The organism is Candidatus Vesicomyosocius sp. SY067_SCS001 (assembly GCF_014706615.1).
GTDB lineage: Bacteria > Pseudomonadota > Gammaproteobacteria > PS1 > Pseudothioglobaceae > Ruthia.
In genome coordinates this window covers 110,781-130,445 of sequence record NZ_CP054877.1, presented here as the reverse complement: position 1 = coordinate 130,445, position 19,665 = coordinate 110,781, and the positions used below count along the sequence as shown (strand labels likewise).

The following is a 19,665-nucleotide window of genomic DNA, read 5'->3' as shown; positions in this document are numbered from 1 at the left end:
AGTATATTAATACTTTATAATACTTATTCAACATGCAAAATTCACTTATCGGTTTTATCGGCGCTGGTAATATGACCCATGCTATTATTTCTGGGCTTATTAGCAATAACATTAACCATAACCAAATCAAAATCAGTGATACTAACGAAGCATTACTACTCATTCGAAAAACCGAATTTAATATTGAAGTTTTCACGGATAATACCAAACTTGCAAATCAATGTAGCACTATTATTTTTGCTGTTAAACCGCAAGTATTATCCTCGGTCTGTAAAAATTTAAAAAACAAACTTACAAACAATACACTCATTATATCCATTGCTGCTGGAGTAAGATCACATGATATTGAACGCTGGCTAGGCGGTAACCAAGCTATTGTACGTACTATGCCTAATACACCTGCATTGATCAACCAAGGAATAACAGGTTTATTTGCTAACAAACAAGTATCAAACAAACAAAAATTTCTAGCAGAAAATATACTAAGTTCTGTAGGTGAATGCTTATGGGTAAATGATGAGGATTTATTGAATACAATCACGGCAGTTTCTGGTAGCGGTCCTGCGTATTTTTTCTTAATGCTTGAGTCGATGACTAAAGCCGGTATAACATTAGGTCTAGATGAGGTAGTAGCACAAAAGTTAAGCATTCAAACTGCACTAGGTGCAAGTATGATGGCAAGTCATTCTAAAGATTCACCACGACAACTTCGCAATAAAGTCACCTCAAAAAATGGAACAACTGAAGCAGCAATTGAGTCTTTACAAAACCAAAACTTTGAAGTTATTATTACTCATGCAATACGTGCTGCTTCTGATAGAGCAAATAAGATAGGTATAGAATTAAGCAATTATGAATAAGTCATTAAGCAGCAAATTTCAATACTTAAACAATTTTTTTATTAAAAAATACTATTACACTTACTAAATTTAATTATTACTTTTTGAGACACATATTGAATTTACATATTAAACTTATTCTATTAAAAATAGGTATAAAAACAATACTATTCTAAGATAGAATTATATCAAAAACATAATTAAAATAATAAATAACTACCATCAGACGCATACATATCAATCTAGATTTTTAATAATAATCAACATTAACAAACAAAAGCTAGTTATTTTTAATAAATTCTGTTATATCAAAAAAACAATAGACTTCTAAATGCTAAACACTGAAGACATTCTTAAACTAAATGTTCTTATTAAGACTTCGATCGCGATTCGTATTGATACTTATAAACTACTAGTTATTGGACTTAACACACAATTTAGAGAACAAATTATTGATTTAAGCAAAACAAGTAATAGTGACATATATATCAAAGAAGTTAAAAAACTTCTTATCAATCAAGTTATGGGAACAATGAATGGAAAATATCTATCATATTTAAAGCACTGGTCAAAAATAGGACAAGTAACATCATCAAACCTTTCATTACTACTCAAACTGGGCGAAGTTGAAGCTGTTATAGCAGTATCAAATGAAATCAAATTTGATAAAAATTTGCTCAAACTAACTTGGTGGTGCGCTACTAATACTGCTAATCAAGCTGAAATCGGACGTTTGTTACTCACTAAAGATTTTATTATTAACACCTATATTGGTAAAAATATCGCCAAATATTTACTAGAATTATTACCCTTTATACATAATATAGAACAACTAATCGATACCACTAATTTGATATTACAAAAAGACCTGATCAACAAAAAAGAAAAAGCTAAATTGTGGAAACAAGGTCAAAAAAAACAGCATTTTTAGTTGGTTTTATTGAACGTATGAATCTCAAAGATATTTACTTTGAGATTCATACTGATATTAGCATAATATCATTTAACTTCAGACATAAAGACTTACAAATTATTTCAGATAAACAAACACAATTACTGTTAAAAACAACAATTAATATTTTAAAAAAAATCAATCAAGAAACTATTTTATATCGTACACTAGATGTACTCGGACAATATCTATATCATCCCTCAATAACTCTCAAAGAATCTATTGTAGATATTACTAACCAAGCTAATGTTGTAGTTTATGATATTAAAGATGAAAGAGAAAAGCTCTTTGCTAGAATGCTATTAGCAGGTGTAAGTGAACGTTTAGTCATTAGCACTATTTCAGCAAACCATTTAACAGGTTCTGCTATTCGTAAAAAACTTATAAATGTATTAAAACCTATTCAAAAAGCATTAAATGTATTAACCACCACATAATAACTACATATTAGCAATAGTTGCTAACGAAGCGGTTTCAGCTATTAATATTCTCTGGCCTAATAACAAACTTTGAGCTCCTTGTTAATTTACATTTACTATTTATTGTTGGTAATACCTTGAACCAAAGTAATATTTAACTGAAACTCTGAATTATTGTGAGTACATCTATGTATTTCAACCTCACAATAGTTTTTTACTCGCACAATCGTCTCTAAATAATTCCTACTATCACCATTAAATAAAGTAATCTCTTGCCCTTGTAAAAATCACAATACTTTTGCCAAATGACTTGATGCATACTCATCAAGTACCAATTTCTTATTAATTTTTAAAGAGATATTTTGCTACAATCATACATGTTTCATGGTATTCTTATAATATAATTAATTATGGGTAATAATTAAGCTTATTTAATAAAATGATACATCAAAAAAGAAGACTGTCACTGCTAAACCAGCTGGATAACAATGCAATAGTTATTATAAGTAGTAATTCTGAGCAAAATCGTTCTGGTGATGTTAATTACCCATTTCGGGTACATAGTGATTTTTACTATCTAACTGGATTACAAGAGCCCAAAGCACTAGCAATTTTTTCTAGAAATAACTACACAATATTTTTACGCCCTAAAGACAAAATATGTGAAATCTGGGGTGAAAAACGTCTAGGAATTGATAATGCATCTAATTTTTTAAAATCAGATAATGCTTTTTCTATAGACTTGTTAAGAGAAAAAATACCTCAATTAATATTGAATAATCAAGTTTACTTTGATACCACAAATTATCAAATAGATAATGATATTGAGCGCCTTCTATTAAACCATAAACTAAAATCATTTCTCCCAACTTTACATGAGATGCGCCTTATTAAGGACAAACTTGAAATAAGCACCATGCAAAAAGCAGCCAATATCTCAATCAAAGCACATCAATTAGCGATGCAAACTATCAAACCAGATATGTTTGAATTTGAAGTACAAAGTATTTTTGACGGATGTTTTACCAAAAATAATGCTCAACATGCCTACACTCCCATTGTTGCAGCAGGAGTAAACTCTTGTTTACTACACTATACAGAAAATAACAAAAAACTCAATAAAGGTGATTTAATTTTGATTGACGCTGGTGCTGAAGTTGACTGCTACGCCTCAGATATCACACGAACTTTCCCAGTTAATGGTCAATTTTCTTCTGCACAAAAACAAATTTATCAAATTGTTCTTAATGCTCAAATTGATGCTATTGATACCATCAAACCTGGTATAAAAATCAACAAACCTCATAAAGTCGCAACTGATACAATCAAACAAGGTTTAATTAGTCTTGGTATATTGCAAATAGGTGACAGCTTATCGCAGTTTTATATGCATAGTACAGGACACTGGCTTGGTCTTGATGTACATGATGTGGGTCAATACAAAAAAAATGGTCATCACAAAAAATTTGTAGCTGGCATGATAACCACTATTGAACCTGGTATTTATATACGTAAAAATGATAAAATTAATCCAATTTATCACAACATTGGTGTAAGAATTGAAGACATTATATTAGTAACAACATCAGGAAATACAGTACTAACTAAATCTCTCGCTAAAGAAATCAACGATATTGAATTACTTATGAGTCAATAATGATATGAATATACAACAAGCTATTAAACAAATTATTAAAAAACAAGATCTTAGTCAGAATGAGATGCAAAAAGTAATAAATGACATCATGACCGGAAAAACTACCAATGCACAAACTGGTGGTTTTTTAGTTGGACTTGCAATAAAAGGTGAAAGTATTGATGAAATTACTGCTGTTGCCAAAATTATTCGTTCTTTTACCAAAAGTGTTAAAATTAAGAATACCAAACATCTAGTAGATACTTGTGGTACAGGTGGTGATGGACTAGGGCTGTTCAATATTTCAACCGCATGTGCCTTTGTTGTAGCAGCTGCTGGCGGATTAGTTGCCAAACATGGTAATAGTAGCGTTTCTTCAAAATCTGGCAGTGCTGATGTATTAAAGGCAGCAGGCGTTAATCTTGATATGAATGTTGAAAGAATTAGTAAATGTATTGAAAAAATTGGCATTGGATTTATGTTTGCACCTTTGTATAACCATGCAATAAAATATACCACTGATGTACGTAAAGACCTTGCTATTAGAACCATTTTTAATATTGTAGGGCCACTAACTAATCCTGCTAAAACACCTAATCAGATAATTGGGGTCTATACTCAATCTTTAGTTGAACCTATTGCTCATGTTTTAAAAAATTTAGGTTCTAAACACATTATGGTTGTGCATTCTAAAGATGGCTTAGATGAGATTTCAATTGCGGATGATACATTTGTAGCTGAATTAAAGAATGGTAAAATCAAGACTTACACTATTAGTCCTACCGACTTTGGTTTACCACTAGGTAATTTAAATGATATTAAAGCTAACAATGCTGATGAGTCATTAATACTAATTCAAAAAGCTCTTAATGGCAAAGATAGCGTAGCTAAAAACATTATTGCACTTAACTCAGGTGCAGCTATTTATGTGTGTGAGCTTGCAAACTCACTACAAGAAGGTGTTAGTAAAGCGTTAAAAATCTTAAATAATGGGGAAGCCCATCAAAAATTATATGATTTTGTCCATGAATCAACTGGCTATTAATTATAAATTTTTATGATAAATAAAGATACTAACCTAATTTGGATTGATTTAGAAATGACAGGTCTTACACCTGAAAAAAATGTTATTATTGAAATTGCTACCATTGTTACCGATGCACAGCTTCATATTATTGCACAAGGTCCCTCACTAGCCATTCATCAGAATGATAAAATTTTAACTAATATGAACCAATGGAATACTGAACAACATACTAATTCTGGACTTCTAAAACGTGTTAGAAAAAGTAATATATCTTGCAAAAAAGCAGAAATTCACACCTTAAAATTTTTAAAAAAATATGTAAATAAAGGCGCCTCGCCTATGTGTGGTAATACTATTTGTCAAGATAGACGTTTTTTGTACAACTACATGCCAATACTAGAGCAATTTTTCCACTACCGACATATTGATGTTTCTACTCTTAAAGAATTAATTATGCACTGGAAACCTAATGAAAAAATGGTATTTAAAAAAGACTCAGCACACTTGGCTCTTTCTGATATCCAAGATTCAATTGATGAATTAAAACATTACCGAAACGTTTTCATTAATGCCTAGCACTTGGCTTGCACCTGCAAAGATTAACTTATTTTTGCACATTAACAAAAGAAGGAAAGATAATTACCACAATTTACAAACAATCTTTCAACTACTGGATTATTGTGATAAATTAACTTGCACAATAACTAATAATGGTGTCATTAAACGTACTAGTGGTAATAAAACTGTAAAACAAGATCAAGATTTAATCATTAAAGCAGCCAAAGCACTTCAACAATATACTGGAACAACATTAGGCGCCAATCTTTCAATCGTTAAAAATATTCCAATTGGTGGTGGCTTAGGTGGTGGTTCTTCAGATGCAGCAACTACGTTAGTAGCACTTAATCAACTTTGGGATACAAAATTAACTCAGGCACAACTTATGAAATTAGGTTTAAATTTAGGTGCTGATGTGCCCGTATTCATTTTTGCTCAAAGCGCTTGGGCAGAAGGTATAGGAAATATTCTAAGCCCTATTAAGACACCAGATCACTACTTTCTAATAGTTTTTATTAACAAACACATTTCAACTAAAGAAATTTTTTCTCATTATGCATTGACAATAAGCGAACCTCAAGGGAAAATAGCCAACTTCTCTGAACTTGTAAACGCTCATAATGATTGTTTACAGGTGGCTATAGCATTAGAAGCAGAAATTAGTGTTGCACTAAAACACCTAAATACTTGCTATAATCGTATCGGACAAGCTAGAATGAGTGGCACAGGAAGCTGTGTTTTTAATGAATTCTTAACTGAAAAAGATGCCTTGGCAGCGGCTAAAAAAGTGCCAAAAAAATGGATGAGTTTTGTAACACGTGCAATCAATAATTCTCCTATTTACAATTGGGCTGTCGCCAAGCGGTAAGGCAACGGGTTTTGATCCCGTCATACGCAGGTTCAAATCCTGCCAGCCCAGCCAACTTATTTTTATATTTTATATTTTATAGGCGTATAATTTAGCCACTTTAATATATTTGGTTAACCTCTATGTCTCTTGACAAAATTAAAATATTTAGCGGTAATGCTAATCCTGAACTTTCTAGAGAAATTATTTCTAATTTAAATGTTGTACAAGGTAAAGCGCTTGTAAGTAGATTTAGCGATGGCGAACCCCAAATTGAAATATTAGAAAATGTACGTGGTTGTGATGTATTTATCATCCAACCTACTTGCGGACCTTCTCCAGCTGAAACCTTAATGGAACTTTTGATTATCGTTGACGCACTTAAACGCTCATCAGCTACAAGAATTACTGCTGTTGTACCGTATTTTGGCTATTCAAGACAAGATCGTAGATCACGCTTAACTCGTGTACCAATTACAGCAAAACTTGCAGCAAAACTAATTGAATCTGCAGGCGTAGACCGAATATTAACCGTTGATCTACATGCAGACCAAATTCAAGGATTTTTCAACATACCAATTGACAATATTTATGCCCAGCCTGTGCTAATTGAAGATATTTTATCTAAAAATTACAAAGATATTGTTGTTGTATCTCCTGATGTAGGTGGTGTAGTAAGGGCACGATCTGCTGCAAAACGCTTAAATGATGCAGATCTTGCCATTATTGACAAACGCCGACCAGCGCCTAACATGGTTAAGATAATGAATGTTATTGGCGATGTTAAGGATAGAAGTTGTATTTTAATTGATGATATGGTTGATACCGCTGGTACACTATGCCAAGCTGCTAGTATTTTAAAACAACGAGGTGCCAAAGAAGTGGTAGCCTATGCTACTCATGCAGTACTTTCTGGTAATGCAATTAACAATATTAACAATTCTCAACTAAATGAATTAATAACAACTAATACTATTCCTCTCAATATTGATGTTGCTAAATGTTTTAAAATTAGACAATTATCCATTGCACCAACTATGGCTGAAGTTATTAAACGAATTAGCGAAGAACAATCTATTAGTACTATTTTTACATGATAGTATAATAAAAACATCGTAATACAAGGCTACGATTTCTAACTAATAACTTTAGGTATAATCCATCATTTGGCTTTTCAAATATAATAATTTTAATTTATGAAATCCACAACTAAAGCACACAAGCAAGCACTACAAAAACTCATTATGGTAGGAAAAGAAAAAGGCTACTTAACATACTCTGAAATTAATGACATCTTGCCAGAAGACCTATTGACTCAAGAACAAGTAGAGCCTATTGTTACAATTCTTGAAGAATTGGATATTACCGTTTCTGATACAGTACCGGATGCAGACACCTTAGTGGTTGAATCTGGCGCCAAAGCACAGTCAACTTCAGCAGAAGCTGCAATAGCAGCGCTAGCAGCTCTTGATTCGGAGTTTGGAAGAACAACAGATCCAGTTAGAATGTATATGCGTGAAATGGGTGTTGTAGATTTATTAGAACAAGAAGACGAAATTCGTATTGCTAAAGAAATCGAAGCTGGCGTATTTGAAATTATGCAAAGTATCACTTTGTATCCTGTCATTACAGATTTTTTCTTTAAAGCACATACCCGTTTAGAAGAAGGAAAATGTAAAATGACTGATGTAATTATCGGCTATCAAGGTGACGCAGAAGATTTTGCTAATAAGAAAGTAGCCTTTGATGCAGGTGAATTTGATAACGATGAAGAATATGAAGAAATAGAAGAAATGGAATACACAGGACCCGATAAAAATCAAGTATACAACCGTTTTGACACAGTTCTAAAATACTCTAAGACTTATAACAAAACCACTGAAGAGCTTGGATTTCGCCATAACAAAACAATTAAAACACGTCAGCAGTTATCTAAAGGATTATCAGATTTACGACTAGCTCCTAAACTAGTTAATACTATGATAGAAGTTATTTGTAATCGTGTAAGTCAAGTCAAAGAACAAGAAAAAATCATTAAAAATACTTGCCTAAACGCAGGAATGAATCGATTACATTTTTTTGAATTATTTTCTAATAATGAAACTAATTTTAATTGGCTTGATAACATTAAATTAGATGAAAAAATTAAAAATAATCTAAAAGATAGTAAAGATAAAATTTACTATGCTCAAAAAAACCTTCAACAGTTCGAAGAGGAAATGCAACTAACTATTGTTGAACTTAAAAAACTAAATAAAATGTATCGTCGTGGTGATCGTCGTGCTAAAAAAGCAAAATCTCAAATGATTGAAGCTAATCTTAGATTAGTAATTTCAATTGCTAAAAAATATGCCAACCGTGGATTGCAATTCCTAGATTTAATACAAGAAGGAAATGTTGGCTTAATGAAAGCAGTTGATAAATTTGAATATCGTCGTGGTTATAAGTTTTCTACTTATGCCACTTGGTGGATTCGTCAAGCTATTACTCGCTCTATTGCAGACCAAGCACGCACTATTCGTATCCCAGTTCATATGATTGAAACCATTAATAAACTTAATCGTGTACGTCGACAACTCTTGCAAAAATTTGGTCGCGAGGCTTCTTCTGAAGAACTAGCAACTGAAATGGAATTACCAGAATACAAAATTATCAAAATCTTAAAAATTGCCAAAGAACCTTTATCAATGGAAACTCCAGTTGGTGATGATGAGGATTCTAATATTGGTGATTTTATTGAGGACACCAATCTATCTTCACCCGTTGAAATAACCACAAAAGAAAGCTTAAGAGAAACTACAGGTGATTTACTTTCTAACTTGTCGCCTCGTGAAGCCAAAGTATTAAAGATGCGTTTTGGTATTAACATGAATACTGATCATACTTTAGAAGAAGTTGGTCGTCAATTTGATGTCACTCGTGAGCGTATTCGTCAGATTGAGGCTAAAGCACTACGTAAGTTAAGACACCCTTCTCGTGCTCATAAATTACAAAGCTTTTTAGAATAATCCTTAGGGCCTATAGCTCAGTTGGTTAGAGCAATCGACTCATAATCGATTGGTCCTTGGTTCAAGTCCAAGTAGGCCCACCATATTAAAGAATTTAATTACTTAGTTACTTATAGTTATACCACATTATTTACAACAACTTACTATTTAGTAAGTATTTACAATATTACTAAATAGTATTAATTGAAGGATAGTTTGTTAATTTTATTAACAATATTATCTTTCCTTTAAAACTTAGTCGTTATTTTGAATTAAAAAACTATCTAATAATAAGTTTAAAAAAACACTAAAAATTTTTTTAAACAAAAATCTTAATAATAAAAAACTAATAACACTAAAAACCAGATATAAACAATAAACTACTAATACGTAGTATTAAGGTAATCCTTTACCTGCTAAATACGAACTTTTATATTTTTTGATGATAAAATTTATGTTAAGTTATTAAAGAAGTAACTTTATCCTACCTTACAATATTAAGAATAATTTTTAACAAATTAAAATAAGTATCTACGAATTAAAACTTAAAAATCATAATTATTATTCTGTTTCTAATTACATGTTTAACAATAATATTGATAAAGTTAGCACATGTAAAGAACGACTATTACACAGTAAAATTATCAAATATAACAGATTTTTATTAGTTAATACAGTTTCTGTAAAATTTATTTACTTTATTTTAAATCTGCTTAAGTTCTGTTAAAATAGCACTCCAAGTATTGTTACTAACTTTTATAAAATTATAATTCTAATTTAGCGAATCAATAAAGATATATTCTCTATCATAATTATGCCAATCACGATGAAAAACTTTAATATTTTTATTTACAATATCATAAATTACTCTACTTTTAATATTTTCTTCTATTAATTCTTAGTTAAAGTCAAATTAGACCTACCATTTCCATCAATACTTATCATACTTAATGAGATATGATAATGTAGCTATGTTTGACTTACTCATACCAAAACTAATTAGAATGACCACTAAAGTTGGCGATATGATTATGTCACTATACGAGAATGAACTTAATATTAAAATTAAATCAAACAAAACACCATTTACCATTGCTGATAAAAACGCACATAAACTAATTGTTAAAACACTATCAAAACTTACGCCAAATACACCTATACTTTCAGAGGAATCTGAGATAATTGAATTTTCTGAACGCTCTAGATGGTATGAATACTGGATAATTGACCCACTTGACGGTACTCGTGATTTTCTTAAACAAACAGATGAATTCTGTATTTGTATTGCTTATATTAAACAACACAAACCAATATTTGGTATGATTTACGCACCACCAAGAAAAACACACTACTATACAACAGATGCAAACAAAGTATTCAAACAACAAAAAAATATTATTCAGCCATTAAATGTACACCCTAATCACAGCCCTTTAAGAATTGTCATTGGTCATTGGTCATCACACAATAAACAATTAAAAGACCATTTAAAAAAATATAGCGCCTATAAGGTATCACAATTAGGTAGCGCACTAAAATTTTGTGCTATTGCAGAAGGTAAATATGACTATTACCCAAAATTTGGTCCTTGTTCTGAATGGGATACTGCTGCTGGTGTATGTATTCTACAAAATGCCGGAGGAAGTGTTGTTAATCAAAATGAAAAGCCTCTCAGTTACAATACTAAAGATGATTTAACTAGTCCTATTTTCTTTGCCTCAAATAAACCTTAAAGATAAATCTATTGCTTGAATATTCTTAGTGATACTACCTATAGAAATAAAATCAACGCCAGTATTAGCAACTTCTACAATAGTACTTTCATTGATATTACCAGAAGCCTCTAAAGGTAATTTACCTTTAGCTATAACAACTGCTTGTATTAAATCACTTATTAGAAAATTATCACATAATGCTCTAATTACGCCGCTAAGTTTAAGTACCTCTTGTAATTGATTTAAACCATCAACTTCAACAATTAAAGGTAAATTTGGATATTTTTCTATTGCCATTTTAACTGACAAAGTAATTGAACCTGAAGCAATAATATGGTTCTCTTTTAGTATAATACAATCATACAAACCCATACGATGGTTAACACCACCACCACATTTTACGGCATATTTTTGTGCCAATCTTAATCCAATAATAGTTTTTCTAGTATCTAGTAATTGTGCATTAGTATGATTAATTTTATTTACTAAATAATGAGTTTTTGTTGCCACAGAACTTAACATCTGTAAAAAGTTAAGTGCCACCCTTTCAGCACTAATAATGGCCTTGGAAGAACCTATTAGAACACATAAGACCTGTCCTGGATTAATGTCATCGCCATCTCTAACTTTCCAATCTAGTTTAAGATTATCATTAAGCAATAAAAATGCACTCTGTGCATATTCTATACCACAAATAATACCTGATTCTCTTGAGATAATCTCAGCTGTATTTATTTTATCTAATAATAAATCAGCAGAAACATCACCAGTACCAAGATCCTCTTCTAAAGCTAATACCACACTATTGAGAATATACTTATTCGTTGATAAACTCATAAATAATACGTGCTGATTCATCACTAGCATCTAAGTCTAACTGTTGATGAATTGCATTAAACTCTTTAATTAATGATTTATTATCACGACTCATAATTATCATAGCATGTTTGGCAATATTATTGCCATTAGAACTATTTTGTATCAATTCTGGTACTAGATTTTTATTAACAATTATATTTGGCAAACTAATATATTTACTTTTAACTAATCTTGAAACAATAAAATAACTAAAATTAGACAGTTTATAAATAACTACCATAGGCACACCAACCAAAGTCAACTCTAACGCCGCAGTACCTGATGCAACTAATGCCAAATCTGCTCTTAACATACGCGTATGCGCATCATCAAATGAAATTTCAATTGGGATATTACCTACTTGGATAGTTACCCAATCCAATAATTCATCATTCACTAGAACTAAGTTAAAGGTTAACATTCTATCTTGTAAAGACATTATTTCAACTGCTAACAACATCTCAGGTAGCAATCGCTTGATTTCACTTTGTCTAGACCCTGGCATTAGAAGAATATTTTTTGTCTCAATATGAGATTTTCTAGGGCGCAAACTCTGTGCTAAGGGATGCCCAATAAACAATGCTCTTTGATTATACGCTTTATAAAAATCTACTTCAAATGGAAATAAACACAGTAACAAATCTGTTGATTGTTTAATTTTTTTAACTCGTGATCGACGCCAAGCCCAAACCGAAGGAGAAATAAAATGTACAGTTCTAATACCTTTAGATTTAAGTTTTCTCTCAATAGCAAAATTAAAATCTGGCGCATCAACACCAATAAAAACATCAGGTTTTTGACTAGAAAAATAAGCAATAATACGTTTACGCAAAATAAATAAAAAAGGCAACTTCTTTAAAATTTCACTAAAACCCATCACATTTACTTGTCTTTGATCCCAATTCTTTATACACCCAGCAGCAAACATTTTATCCCCGGCCAATCCTTCAATTATGATATTGGAGTTTTTCTTTCTTAAGGATTCAACTAATTTAGAACCAATTAAATCACCTGAAGCTTCTGTTGCACTAATTGCAATCCTCATTTAATTTTATTTTCTTGGCAGAATAATTTGTGGGTCTTCATCAAATGCACGATAAATAACCACAATATTACCAATAACTTGCACCAAATAGGCATGATAAGTATTAATAATTTTATCAATTATTTTTTGTTTTTCCGCCCTCTTATCCATACGTATCTTGATTTTTAACAATTCATGTTTATCCATAGTTATCTCAAGCTCTACTAAAACAGACTCATTTAATCCATGTTGTCCTACCATCACAATAGGTTTTAAATTATGGCTTTTTGATCTAAGAAACTTTTTTTGATTATTGGTTAGTTTAGTCATTAATCATATATTCTTTATTAAACAAATCCTGAATAGTTTCACGTTCTCGCACTAATGTATATTGACTACCTAATACCATTACTTCCGCTACCCTAGGACGGGAATTATAATTTGAACTCATGGTAGAGCCATAAGCACCAGCAGACATTAGTGCTAAATAGTCACCTTCCGACAAAGAAAGTCTTCTATTTTTAGCCAAAAAATCACCTGTTTCACAAATTGGTCCCACTAAGTCCCAATGAGCATCAATGCCTTCAGCATTCTCATCAATAGGCAATACTTGATGATAAGCTTGATAAAAAGAAGGACGCAATAAGTCATTCATTGCACCATCAATAATCGCAAATGACTTATCTGAATTCTGTTTTAAAAACTCAACTTTGGTAACAAATATACCAGCATTACCGACAATTGCCCGACCTGGTTCTAAAATAATTTTTAGACTACCTACTTTATCAAGGATGGAAGAAATATAAGCATTAATATCAATTGTTTGTTCATTGTCATACTTAATACCAACACCTCCACCCAAATCTAAATGAGTAACATGAATATTAAGCATACCAAGTTTAGCAACTAATTCAAGCACTTTATCCAGCGCATCTAAAAAAGGAGATATTTTTGTTAATTGTGAGCCAATATGGCAATCTATTCCTTTAACCTTTAAATATGGGGAGTTATATGCCATTTTATAAATAGGAATAGCATCATCAATATCAACACCGAATTTATTCTCCTTAAGTCCTGTTGAAATATACGGATGTGTTTTTGCATCGACATCAGGATTAACTCGTAATGAAATTGGTGCTTCCATACTCATTTCTTTTGCTACTTGTTCAATACGCCTCATCTCCGCCATAGATTCAACATTAAAACAAAAAATACCAACTTCTAAAGCACGTTTAATCTCAATATTTGTTTTGGCCACACCTGAAAAAACACAACGAGATGCATCCGCTCCAGCAAGTAAAACACGTTCTAATTCACCATTAGATACAACGTCAAAACCAGATCCCATTTTTGCCAATACACTGAGCACTGCTAGATTAGAGTTGGCTTTAACCGCATAACAAACTAAATGTGGATGAATACCAAAAGCACTACTAAACAAATGCCAATTATACTCAATATCTGTTCTTGAATAAACATAAAGAGGTGATCCATAGGTTTTCATCAAATCTGCTATAGCAACAGACTCAGCATGTAGTATATTATTTTGATAAGAAAAACCCATTATACCATTTGGATAATGCTTGATACGCCTAATGATGATTTAATACGTTCCAATTCACCCATCTTTCCACAAGCAGCAATAATAACAATAAAGGCTAATACTATAAGTATGGTTATCTTTTTCATATTACTTCCTTGCCTGTTTTTTTTATTTAAAACACAGGCTATTTTACAATAATTTTGTTAATAACTGCATTAACACATAACACTGTATATTAAAATACCAAAGTTTTCTAAATGCAAGTTCTATACTCAACAATCAACCAAATTTATAAAATATATTCATGAACAGATATACAAAAACAGACTTATAAGCATTACGTATAAAAATAGATTCATAAAAAATACTTAAACTAAAACAATACTATAAAATCAATCTGCCAATTTAAAACCTTAATACACATTAACTAAAATACGTAAATCCTTGCTTGTGAAGTTCACTATAAACACGCACCACATTATTATAAATACAAGTACTACTTTAATTTTTACACTGCATCATTTTATTTAAACTGTTTAAAATAAAAAGTCACTCTAAAGTAGTCATTACTCTTAAATCTAGAAAATACTAATACACTGGTTTTAATCCGATAAATCAAAATAAAACTCCTCATTGATAAGCCTTTAATTAATACCTAATACAATCAAAACTATCAGGCTTTTTAACGTCAGAAAATGACAAAAATTCTAAGATATTTCAACAACTAAGCTATTATATTATTGGTTATTAATCATATCTCTCGCCATGTATAAAGCTGCAATACTTCTAGCCTCAGTTAAGTGTTCGTTGTAAACCAAGTTTTCCAAATCATCCATCCTAAATGTAACCACCTCTAATAATTCTGGCTCATCACCTTGTGCGTTTGCCTTATATAAATCTTGTGCTAATACAATATAAGTAACACTAGATTGATAACTAGGTGCAATGGTCATTTCTTTAATAAAGGTTAATTTATTAGCGCCAAAACCAATTTCTTCAATTAACTCTCTATTAGCAGCCTCAACAATTATTTCATTATCATTAATTTTTCCCTTAGTTAATACAAGCTCATATTTATCTGTACCACCAGAATATTCATAAATCATAAGCACAGTTTCATCATCCAGCATAGGAACAATCAATACTGCACCATTTTTAAATGGCTTTAAACGTTCATATATTCTTTTTTCACCATTTGAGAACTTAATATACATTTCCTCAATATTGAAAAAATTAGTTGTAGCAATAGTTTTAATATTTAGTACTGTTGGTTTCTTGCGCATAGTTAGATTATGCCATTGATTAATGCCATTGATTAATGCCAAACACAAATCTTACGATTTAGCATCATCATTAAACGCATAGTTTAGATACAATCATATCAATTAATTATGCTAATAAAAATTAACGCTATTAATACTTAAATTATTTGTACAACTATATCCAATATTCATGCCATCGCAGCATAGACAAAATCACACAAAATACAACAAAGAAAATTAACAATAAGCATTATTACTTACCTAAAAATTCTGCATCTACTAATAAACTAGTAATAATTACTCTCGTAATACTCATCAAAAAAATATACAACAAAATTTGTATTCATTAAAAAATAATTTATAATTTATTTCCAAGTATAACTTATTATCATCAATATAATTATATTCCTCTTAACTGTTATATATTTAACAGTTATATAATATATAAAAAACATCTCTGTTGAATTGATTATACCTATAAATCTGATAAGATACAACAATTTTGTTGAATAAAATGTTGAAAACAGTCTATCTTTTATTTACTTTAACTCTATCCACCATATCAAACGCCTGGAAAATTGAGGGAATAGGTGAATTCTCACCTGAAAAGATTAGCAATAATCTATTTGTCATTCATGGTATATTTGGGGATCCAAATATTCAAAACCAAGGATTTATAAACAACCCTAGCATTATTATTGGAAAAGAAGGTGTTATTATCATTGACCCAGGTAGCACTTATGATATTGGTAAAAAAGTGATTAAAGAAGTTGAAAAAATTACCAAAAAACCTATTATTTCTGTCTTTAATACGCATATTCATGGCGATCACTGGTTAGGTAATCATGCAATTATCGAAAAATATCCCAATACTAAGATTTATGCCCATCCACAAATGATTATTGAAGCTAGAAGTGGAAAAGGTAATAAATGGATTAATCTAATGACAAAACTGACTAACGGTTCAGTAAAAGATACAATTGCCACTTACCCAACTAATCCAACCAAACATTTACAAGTAATCAGATCAGACTCTGAACAATTTAAAATTCACAACCCTACTATCAAATCACATACTAATACAGATATTATGATTGAACATATTAACAGTAAAACTTTATTCTTAGGAGATAATAGTTTTGTTAATCGTATGGGTCGTTTTGACAATAGCTCTAGCATACATGATAATATCAAAGTATTGCAATATGCAACAAATCTAGATCTAAATTATTACGTGCCTGGACATGGTTCATCAGGCAATGTAAAACATGCTGTTAAGCCATTTTTAGATTACTTGCTAATCATTCAATCTGAAGCTAAAAAAGGTTATGAAAAAGATTTTACTGACTATGAAATTAAACCTATCGCTATTAAAAAGTTAAATTCCTATAAAAATTGGCATGGATTTGATGACCAACTTGGTAATCACATTAGTAAAGTACTACTTGAAATTGAAGCACTAGAGTTATAAAAGTTATATAACAAGATATATAAAAATTATTAGTTATGTAACTTAGTTAGATTAATCAATATATACATATGTTGATAGTCAATAACAATCTTTATTACCATATTAACTCCGTTATCTTTAATAAAAGTACCACAAGTATACGATCTTCATCAAATAATGTTTTGCTCAAATAATAGATCCCATAATAGAATTGAATTCTAATTAAACTTTTTATATTGTTCATGAGTTAAGTACAAAAAGTTATACTATAAAAATACTTTTTTAATTATACCATAGATTAGCAATGATATATTAAAAATAATTTATACTAAATTTTAACAAAACTTGAATAAAGACCTAAAAGTCACACCGCAAAACTCAATAAATTGAGTCAAATAAAAGGGGGTTATCTATTGGATAAACATTAACATATGATATTAATTAATAATGAATTAATGGCATAAAAAGCGTTAAAAAATCAAAAATTAACACTAAATAATTAGTGTTATATAATACTCTTTAATAAAAAGATATTTTAAAAAAACACCTTAATTTATACAACAAAACCATCAAATTTATAACCAATATATTAGAATAATATACACATAAAATCTGTATTGAACCTAGTTATTTAGTAAAATAACGTTCATATATAATATATTTAGTTTACAAAAAAAGAATAAAACTAACGATAAATAGCAGGATTTATATAACAGGATTTATAAAATATATATTTTAATTAATTTAAACTTAATTCTTACCTGTTCATAAGCATCAAACAAAAGTTTGAAAAATAAAATTAATTATCTATTAAACATTATATAAACTCACATAAATATAATATTAAATATAGATATTGACTCTAATATTTCACAAAAAAGTAACATATATACAATTAACTGTTAAAAATAATCAAAATAATATGAAAAATTATTAGTGTACATAGTTGATAATTATCAATTGATTCATCTTAAGAAATAATAAATATACTACTTTCTAAAATTTCATTAACGCCAACTAAAGTTTCTATATTTTCCTATTTTCTTAAGTATTCATTCTCAATAATATGATTATTCTTGACCATGTTATTATGAACATAAATATCATCATAATTAACTATAATACCTATAAATACATAGCCTTTTACTTTTGTAAGATCAAACTAATTCTTAAGATAATCTTGTATCATTTTAAACTTTAAAACCTCAAATTAAAAATAAGTAATAATACTATCTTGTACAATTTTAATTTTAAAAAAAATTAAGACTTCTTATCTATAATTAAAATTATATCTATAGTTAACCAAGAGTAACTTTCTATAATATAGTCAAAAGTTTTTTGACAAAACTATATAGATAAATAATGTCTTACTATTAGATAATAAATCTTATCAAACAATAACTTTATAGATTAATAATATAAACTATAAAAACATTTTTATTCAGAGACTAGAATCTTTATACTAATTCTTCTACCACCAAATTACCCATTTCGTTCGTACCAACAACTATGCCACCTTCTGTTAAAATATCACGAGTGCGATAACCTTTATCTAATACAGCATTAACTGCCGTTTCAATTTTAAACGCCAAATTCACTTGATCAAGTGAATAACGCAACATCATGGCAACCGATAAAATACTCGCTAAAGGATTAGCAATGTCTCTGCCTTCAATATCAGGAGCTGAACCATGAATAGGTTCATACATACCAAACCCATATTGATTAAGTGAAGCTGATGGCAACATGCCAATTGAACCAGTCAACATAGCTGCACAATCACTCAATACATCACCAAACATATTTGAGGTAACTATTACATCAAATTGCTTAGGTGCTCTAACTAATTGCATTGCGACATTATCTACATACATATGTGATAGTTCAACATCTGGATAATCTTTAGCCAGATCTATCATAACCTTACGCCATAATTCACACACCTCTAACACGTTTGCTTTATCTACAGAACAAACACGCTTATTACGGAGTTGTGCAATTTCAAAAGCTGAATGCCCAATACGCCTGATTTCTGACTCAAAATAAGTAGCTGTGTTAAAACCATATCTTTGCCCATTACGTATCTCTATACCTCGCGGTTTTCCAAAATAAATACCAGAGACCAACTCACGAATAATCATCAAATCAAGTCCTAATACCACTTCTTCTTTTAATGTGGAAGCACTCACGAGTTGTGAATATAGAATTGCAGGACGTAAATTAGAAAACAAATCCATTTCTGCACGTAGTCTTAATAAACCTTGCTCTGGTCGCAAATCACGTAATAAAGATTCCCACTTATAACCACCTACAGCGCCTAATAAAATAGAATCACATTTACGTGCAACATCCAAAGTATCTTGTGGTAAAGGAGAGCCAGTCGCATCATAAGCACTACCACCAATCAGGCCATGTTCAAGCGTCATACCAAGATTAAAATTTACATTCAAAGAGTCAATAACTTTAAGTGCTTGTATTACAACTTCTTGACCAATGCCATCACCTGGTAATATTAATACTTTTGACATTTTTTCTTTATAATTAATCT

General features: G+C 30.2%; 18 protein-coding genes and 2 tRNA genes. 13 read left to right on the top strand and 7 right to left on the bottom strand.

Annotated elements, in window-relative coordinates:
• Positions 1-32 precede the first annotated feature (32 nt).
• The 12 genes from proC to cysQ all read left to right on the top strand — a co-directional run bounded on the left by proC (position 33) and on the right by cysQ (position 10,998).
• The gene (gene proC / locus HUW60_RS00585) at positions 33-860 is read left to right on the top strand and encodes a pyrroline-5-carboxylate reductase (RefSeq protein WP_190600517.1); all 828 of its coding nucleotides are present in this window, start codon (positions 33-35) and stop codon (positions 858-860) included.
• Between the two features lie 310 nt (positions 861-1,170).
• Positions 1,171-1,770: a hypothetical protein gene (locus HUW60_RS04950; RefSeq protein ID WP_238924494.1), complete on the top strand. Its 600-nt coding sequence runs from the start codon at positions 1,171-1,173 to the stop codon at positions 1,768-1,770.
• Positions 1,737-2,228, top strand: a complete 492-nt coding sequence (locus HUW60_RS04945; RefSeq protein WP_238924492.1) for a hypothetical protein — start codon at positions 1,737-1,739, stop codon at positions 2,226-2,228. Before HUW60_RS04950 ends, HUW60_RS04945 begins: the two co-directional genes overlap by 34 nt.
• A gap of 421 nt (positions 2,229-2,649) precedes the next feature.
• Positions 2,650-3,867 (top strand): aminopeptidase P N-terminal domain-containing protein, encoded by a 1,218-nt coding sequence (locus HUW60_RS00575; RefSeq protein ID WP_190600516.1) that lies wholly within the window; start codon positions 2,650-2,652, stop codon positions 3,865-3,867.
• A 4-nt stretch (positions 3,868-3,871) separates the two neighbouring features.
• Positions 3,872-4,891: an anthranilate phosphoribosyltransferase gene (trpD, locus tag HUW60_RS00570; RefSeq protein WP_190600515.1), complete on the top strand. Its 1,020-nt coding sequence runs from the start codon at positions 3,872-3,874 to the stop codon at positions 4,889-4,891.
• Between the two features lie 12 nt (positions 4,892-4,903).
• Positions 4,904-5,449 carry an oligoribonuclease gene (gene orn, locus HUW60_RS00565; protein ID WP_190600514.1) on the top strand — a complete coding sequence of 182 codons (546 nt, stop codon included), beginning with the start codon at positions 4,904-4,906 and terminating at the stop codon, positions 5,447-5,449.
• The gene (gene ispE / locus HUW60_RS00560) at positions 5,442-6,299 is read left to right on the top strand and encodes a 4-(cytidine 5'-diphospho)-2-C-methyl-D-erythritol kinase (protein WP_190600513.1); all 858 of its coding nucleotides are present in this window, start codon (positions 5,442-5,444) and stop codon (positions 6,297-6,299) included. The genes orn and ispE overlap by 8 nt, the downstream gene beginning before the upstream one ends.
• A tRNA-Gln gene (locus tag HUW60_RS00555) sits at positions 6,279-6,353 on the top strand. Before ispE ends, HUW60_RS00555 begins: the two co-directional genes overlap by 21 nt.
• A gap of 68 nt (positions 6,354-6,421) precedes the next feature.
• Complete coding sequence (locus HUW60_RS00550; protein ID WP_190600512.1) at positions 6,422-7,375, top strand: ribose-phosphate pyrophosphokinase; 954 nt, start codon at positions 6,422-6,424, stop codon at positions 7,373-7,375.
• Positions 7,376-7,474: 99 nt separating this feature from the next.
• Entirely contained in the window at positions 7,475-9,286 is a 1,812-nt protein-coding gene (gene rpoD, locus HUW60_RS00545) for an RNA polymerase sigma factor RpoD (protein WP_190600511.1), read from the top strand.
• A gap of 6 nt (positions 9,287-9,292) precedes the next feature.
• Positions 9,293-9,369, top strand: a tRNA-Ile gene (locus HUW60_RS00540).
• An 846-nt stretch (positions 9,370-10,215) separates the two neighbouring features.
• Positions 10,216-10,998 (top strand): 3'(2'),5'-bisphosphate nucleotidase CysQ, encoded by a 783-nt coding sequence (gene cysQ, locus HUW60_RS00535; RefSeq protein ID WP_190600510.1) that lies wholly within the window; start codon positions 10,216-10,218, stop codon positions 10,996-10,998.
• Here the strand turns inward: cysQ and nadC are convergent.
• From nadC to nudE, 6 genes are all read right to left on the bottom strand, one after another.
• A complete protein-coding gene (nadC, locus tag HUW60_RS00530) occupies positions 10,984-11,817 on the bottom strand; it encodes a carboxylating nicotinate-nucleotide diphosphorylase (protein WP_190600509.1) in 834 nt (277 codons plus the stop codon). The two genes, cysQ and nadC, sit on opposite strands and share 15 nt — an antisense overlap.
• A complete protein-coding gene (gene lpxB, locus HUW60_RS00525; protein ID WP_190600508.1) occupies positions 11,798-12,883 on the bottom strand; it encodes a lipid-A-disaccharide synthase in 1,086 nt (361 codons plus the stop codon). Before lpxB ends, nadC begins: the two co-directional genes overlap by 20 nt.
• A gap of 6 nt (positions 12,884-12,889) precedes the next feature.
• On the bottom strand, positions 12,890-13,192 hold the full coding sequence (gene yhbY / locus HUW60_RS00520) for a ribosome assembly RNA-binding protein YhbY (protein WP_190600507.1): 303 nt from the start codon (positions 13,190-13,192) through the stop codon (positions 12,890-12,892).
• The gene (gene lysA / locus HUW60_RS00515) at positions 13,185-14,426 is read right to left on the bottom strand and encodes a diaminopimelate decarboxylase (protein ID WP_190600506.1); all 1,242 of its coding nucleotides are present in this window, start codon (positions 14,424-14,426) and stop codon (positions 13,185-13,187) included. Before lysA ends, yhbY begins: the two co-directional genes overlap by 8 nt.
• Positions 14,426-14,551, bottom strand: coding sequence for a hypothetical protein (locus HUW60_RS05025; RefSeq protein ID WP_255501577.1), 126 nt, complete (start codon positions 14,549-14,551; stop codon positions 14,426-14,428). Before HUW60_RS05025 ends, lysA begins: the two co-directional genes overlap by 1 nt.
• Positions 14,552-15,142: 591 nt before the next feature.
• Entirely contained in the window at positions 15,143-15,688 is a 546-nt protein-coding gene (gene nudE / locus HUW60_RS00510) for an ADP compounds hydrolase NudE (protein WP_190600855.1), read from the bottom strand.
• 493 nt (positions 15,689-16,181) lie between these two features.
• On the opposite strand from nudE, the gene HUW60_RS00505 reads away from it, so the two are divergent.
• Entirely contained in the window at positions 16,182-17,138 is a 957-nt protein-coding gene (locus tag HUW60_RS00505; protein WP_238924490.1) for an MBL fold metallo-hydrolase, read from the top strand.
• A gap of 1,436 nt (positions 17,139-18,574) precedes the next feature.
• Here the strand turns inward: HUW60_RS00505 and leuB are convergent.
• A complete protein-coding gene (gene leuB, locus HUW60_RS00500) occupies positions 18,575-19,645 on the bottom strand; it encodes a 3-isopropylmalate dehydrogenase (RefSeq protein WP_190600505.1) in 1,071 nt (356 codons plus the stop codon).
• Positions 19,646-19,665: the final 20 nt, after the last annotated feature.

Excerpts from the sequence above, each read along its gene's own strand:
- proC (WP_190600517.1), top strand. The coding sequence starts at position 33 with ATGCAAAATTCACTTATCGGTTTTATCGGCGCTGGTAATATGACCCAT.
- HUW60_RS04950 (WP_238924494.1), top strand. The coding sequence starts at position 1,171 with ATGCTAAACACTGAAGACATTCTTAAACTAAATGTTCTTATTAAGACT.
- HUW60_RS00575 (WP_190600516.1), top strand. The coding sequence starts at position 2,650 with ATGATACATCAAAAAAGAAGACTGTCACTGCTAAACCAGCTGGATAAC.
- trpD (WP_190600515.1), top strand. The coding sequence starts at position 3,872 with ATGAATATACAACAAGCTATTAAACAAATTATTAAAAAACAAGATCTT.
- orn (WP_190600514.1), top strand. The coding sequence starts at position 4,904 with ATGATAAATAAAGATACTAACCTAATTTGGATTGATTTAGAAATGACA.
- ispE (WP_190600513.1), top strand. The coding sequence starts at position 5,442 with ATGCCTAGCACTTGGCTTGCACCTGCAAAGATTAACTTATTTTTGCAC.
- HUW60_RS00550 (WP_190600512.1), top strand. The coding sequence starts at position 6,422 with ATGTCTCTTGACAAAATTAAAATATTTAGCGGTAATGCTAATCCTGAA.
- rpoD (WP_190600511.1), top strand. The coding sequence starts at position 7,475 with ATGAAATCCACAACTAAAGCACACAAGCAAGCACTACAAAAACTCATT.
- cysQ (WP_190600510.1), top strand. The coding sequence starts at position 10,216 with ATGAGATATGATAATGTAGCTATGTTTGACTTACTCATACCAAAACTA.
- nadC (WP_190600509.1), bottom strand. The coding sequence starts at position 11,817 with ATGAGTTTATCAACGAATAAGTATATTCTCAATAGTGTGGTATTAGCT.
- lpxB (WP_190600508.1), bottom strand. The coding sequence starts at position 12,883 with ATGAGGATTGCAATTAGTGCAACAGAAGCTTCAGGTGATTTAATTGGT.
- yhbY (WP_190600507.1), bottom strand. The coding sequence starts at position 13,192 with ATGACTAAACTAACCAATAATCAAAAAAAGTTTCTTAGATCAAAAAGC.
- lysA (WP_190600506.1), bottom strand. The coding sequence starts at position 14,426 with ATGGGTTTTTCTTATCAAAATAATATACTACATGCTGAGTCTGTTGCT.
- HUW60_RS05025 (WP_255501577.1), bottom strand. The coding sequence starts at position 14,551 with ATGAAAAAGATAACCATACTTATAGTATTAGCCTTTATTGTTATTATT.
- nudE (WP_190600855.1), bottom strand. The coding sequence starts at position 15,688 with ATGCGCAAGAAACCAACAGTACTAAATATTAAAACTATTGCTACAACT.
- HUW60_RS00505 (WP_238924490.1), top strand. The coding sequence starts at position 16,182 with ATGTTGAAAACAGTCTATCTTTTATTTACTTTAACTCTATCCACCATA.
- leuB (WP_190600505.1), bottom strand. The coding sequence starts at position 19,645 with ATGTCAAAAGTATTAATATTACCAGGTGATGGCATTGGTCAAGAAGTT.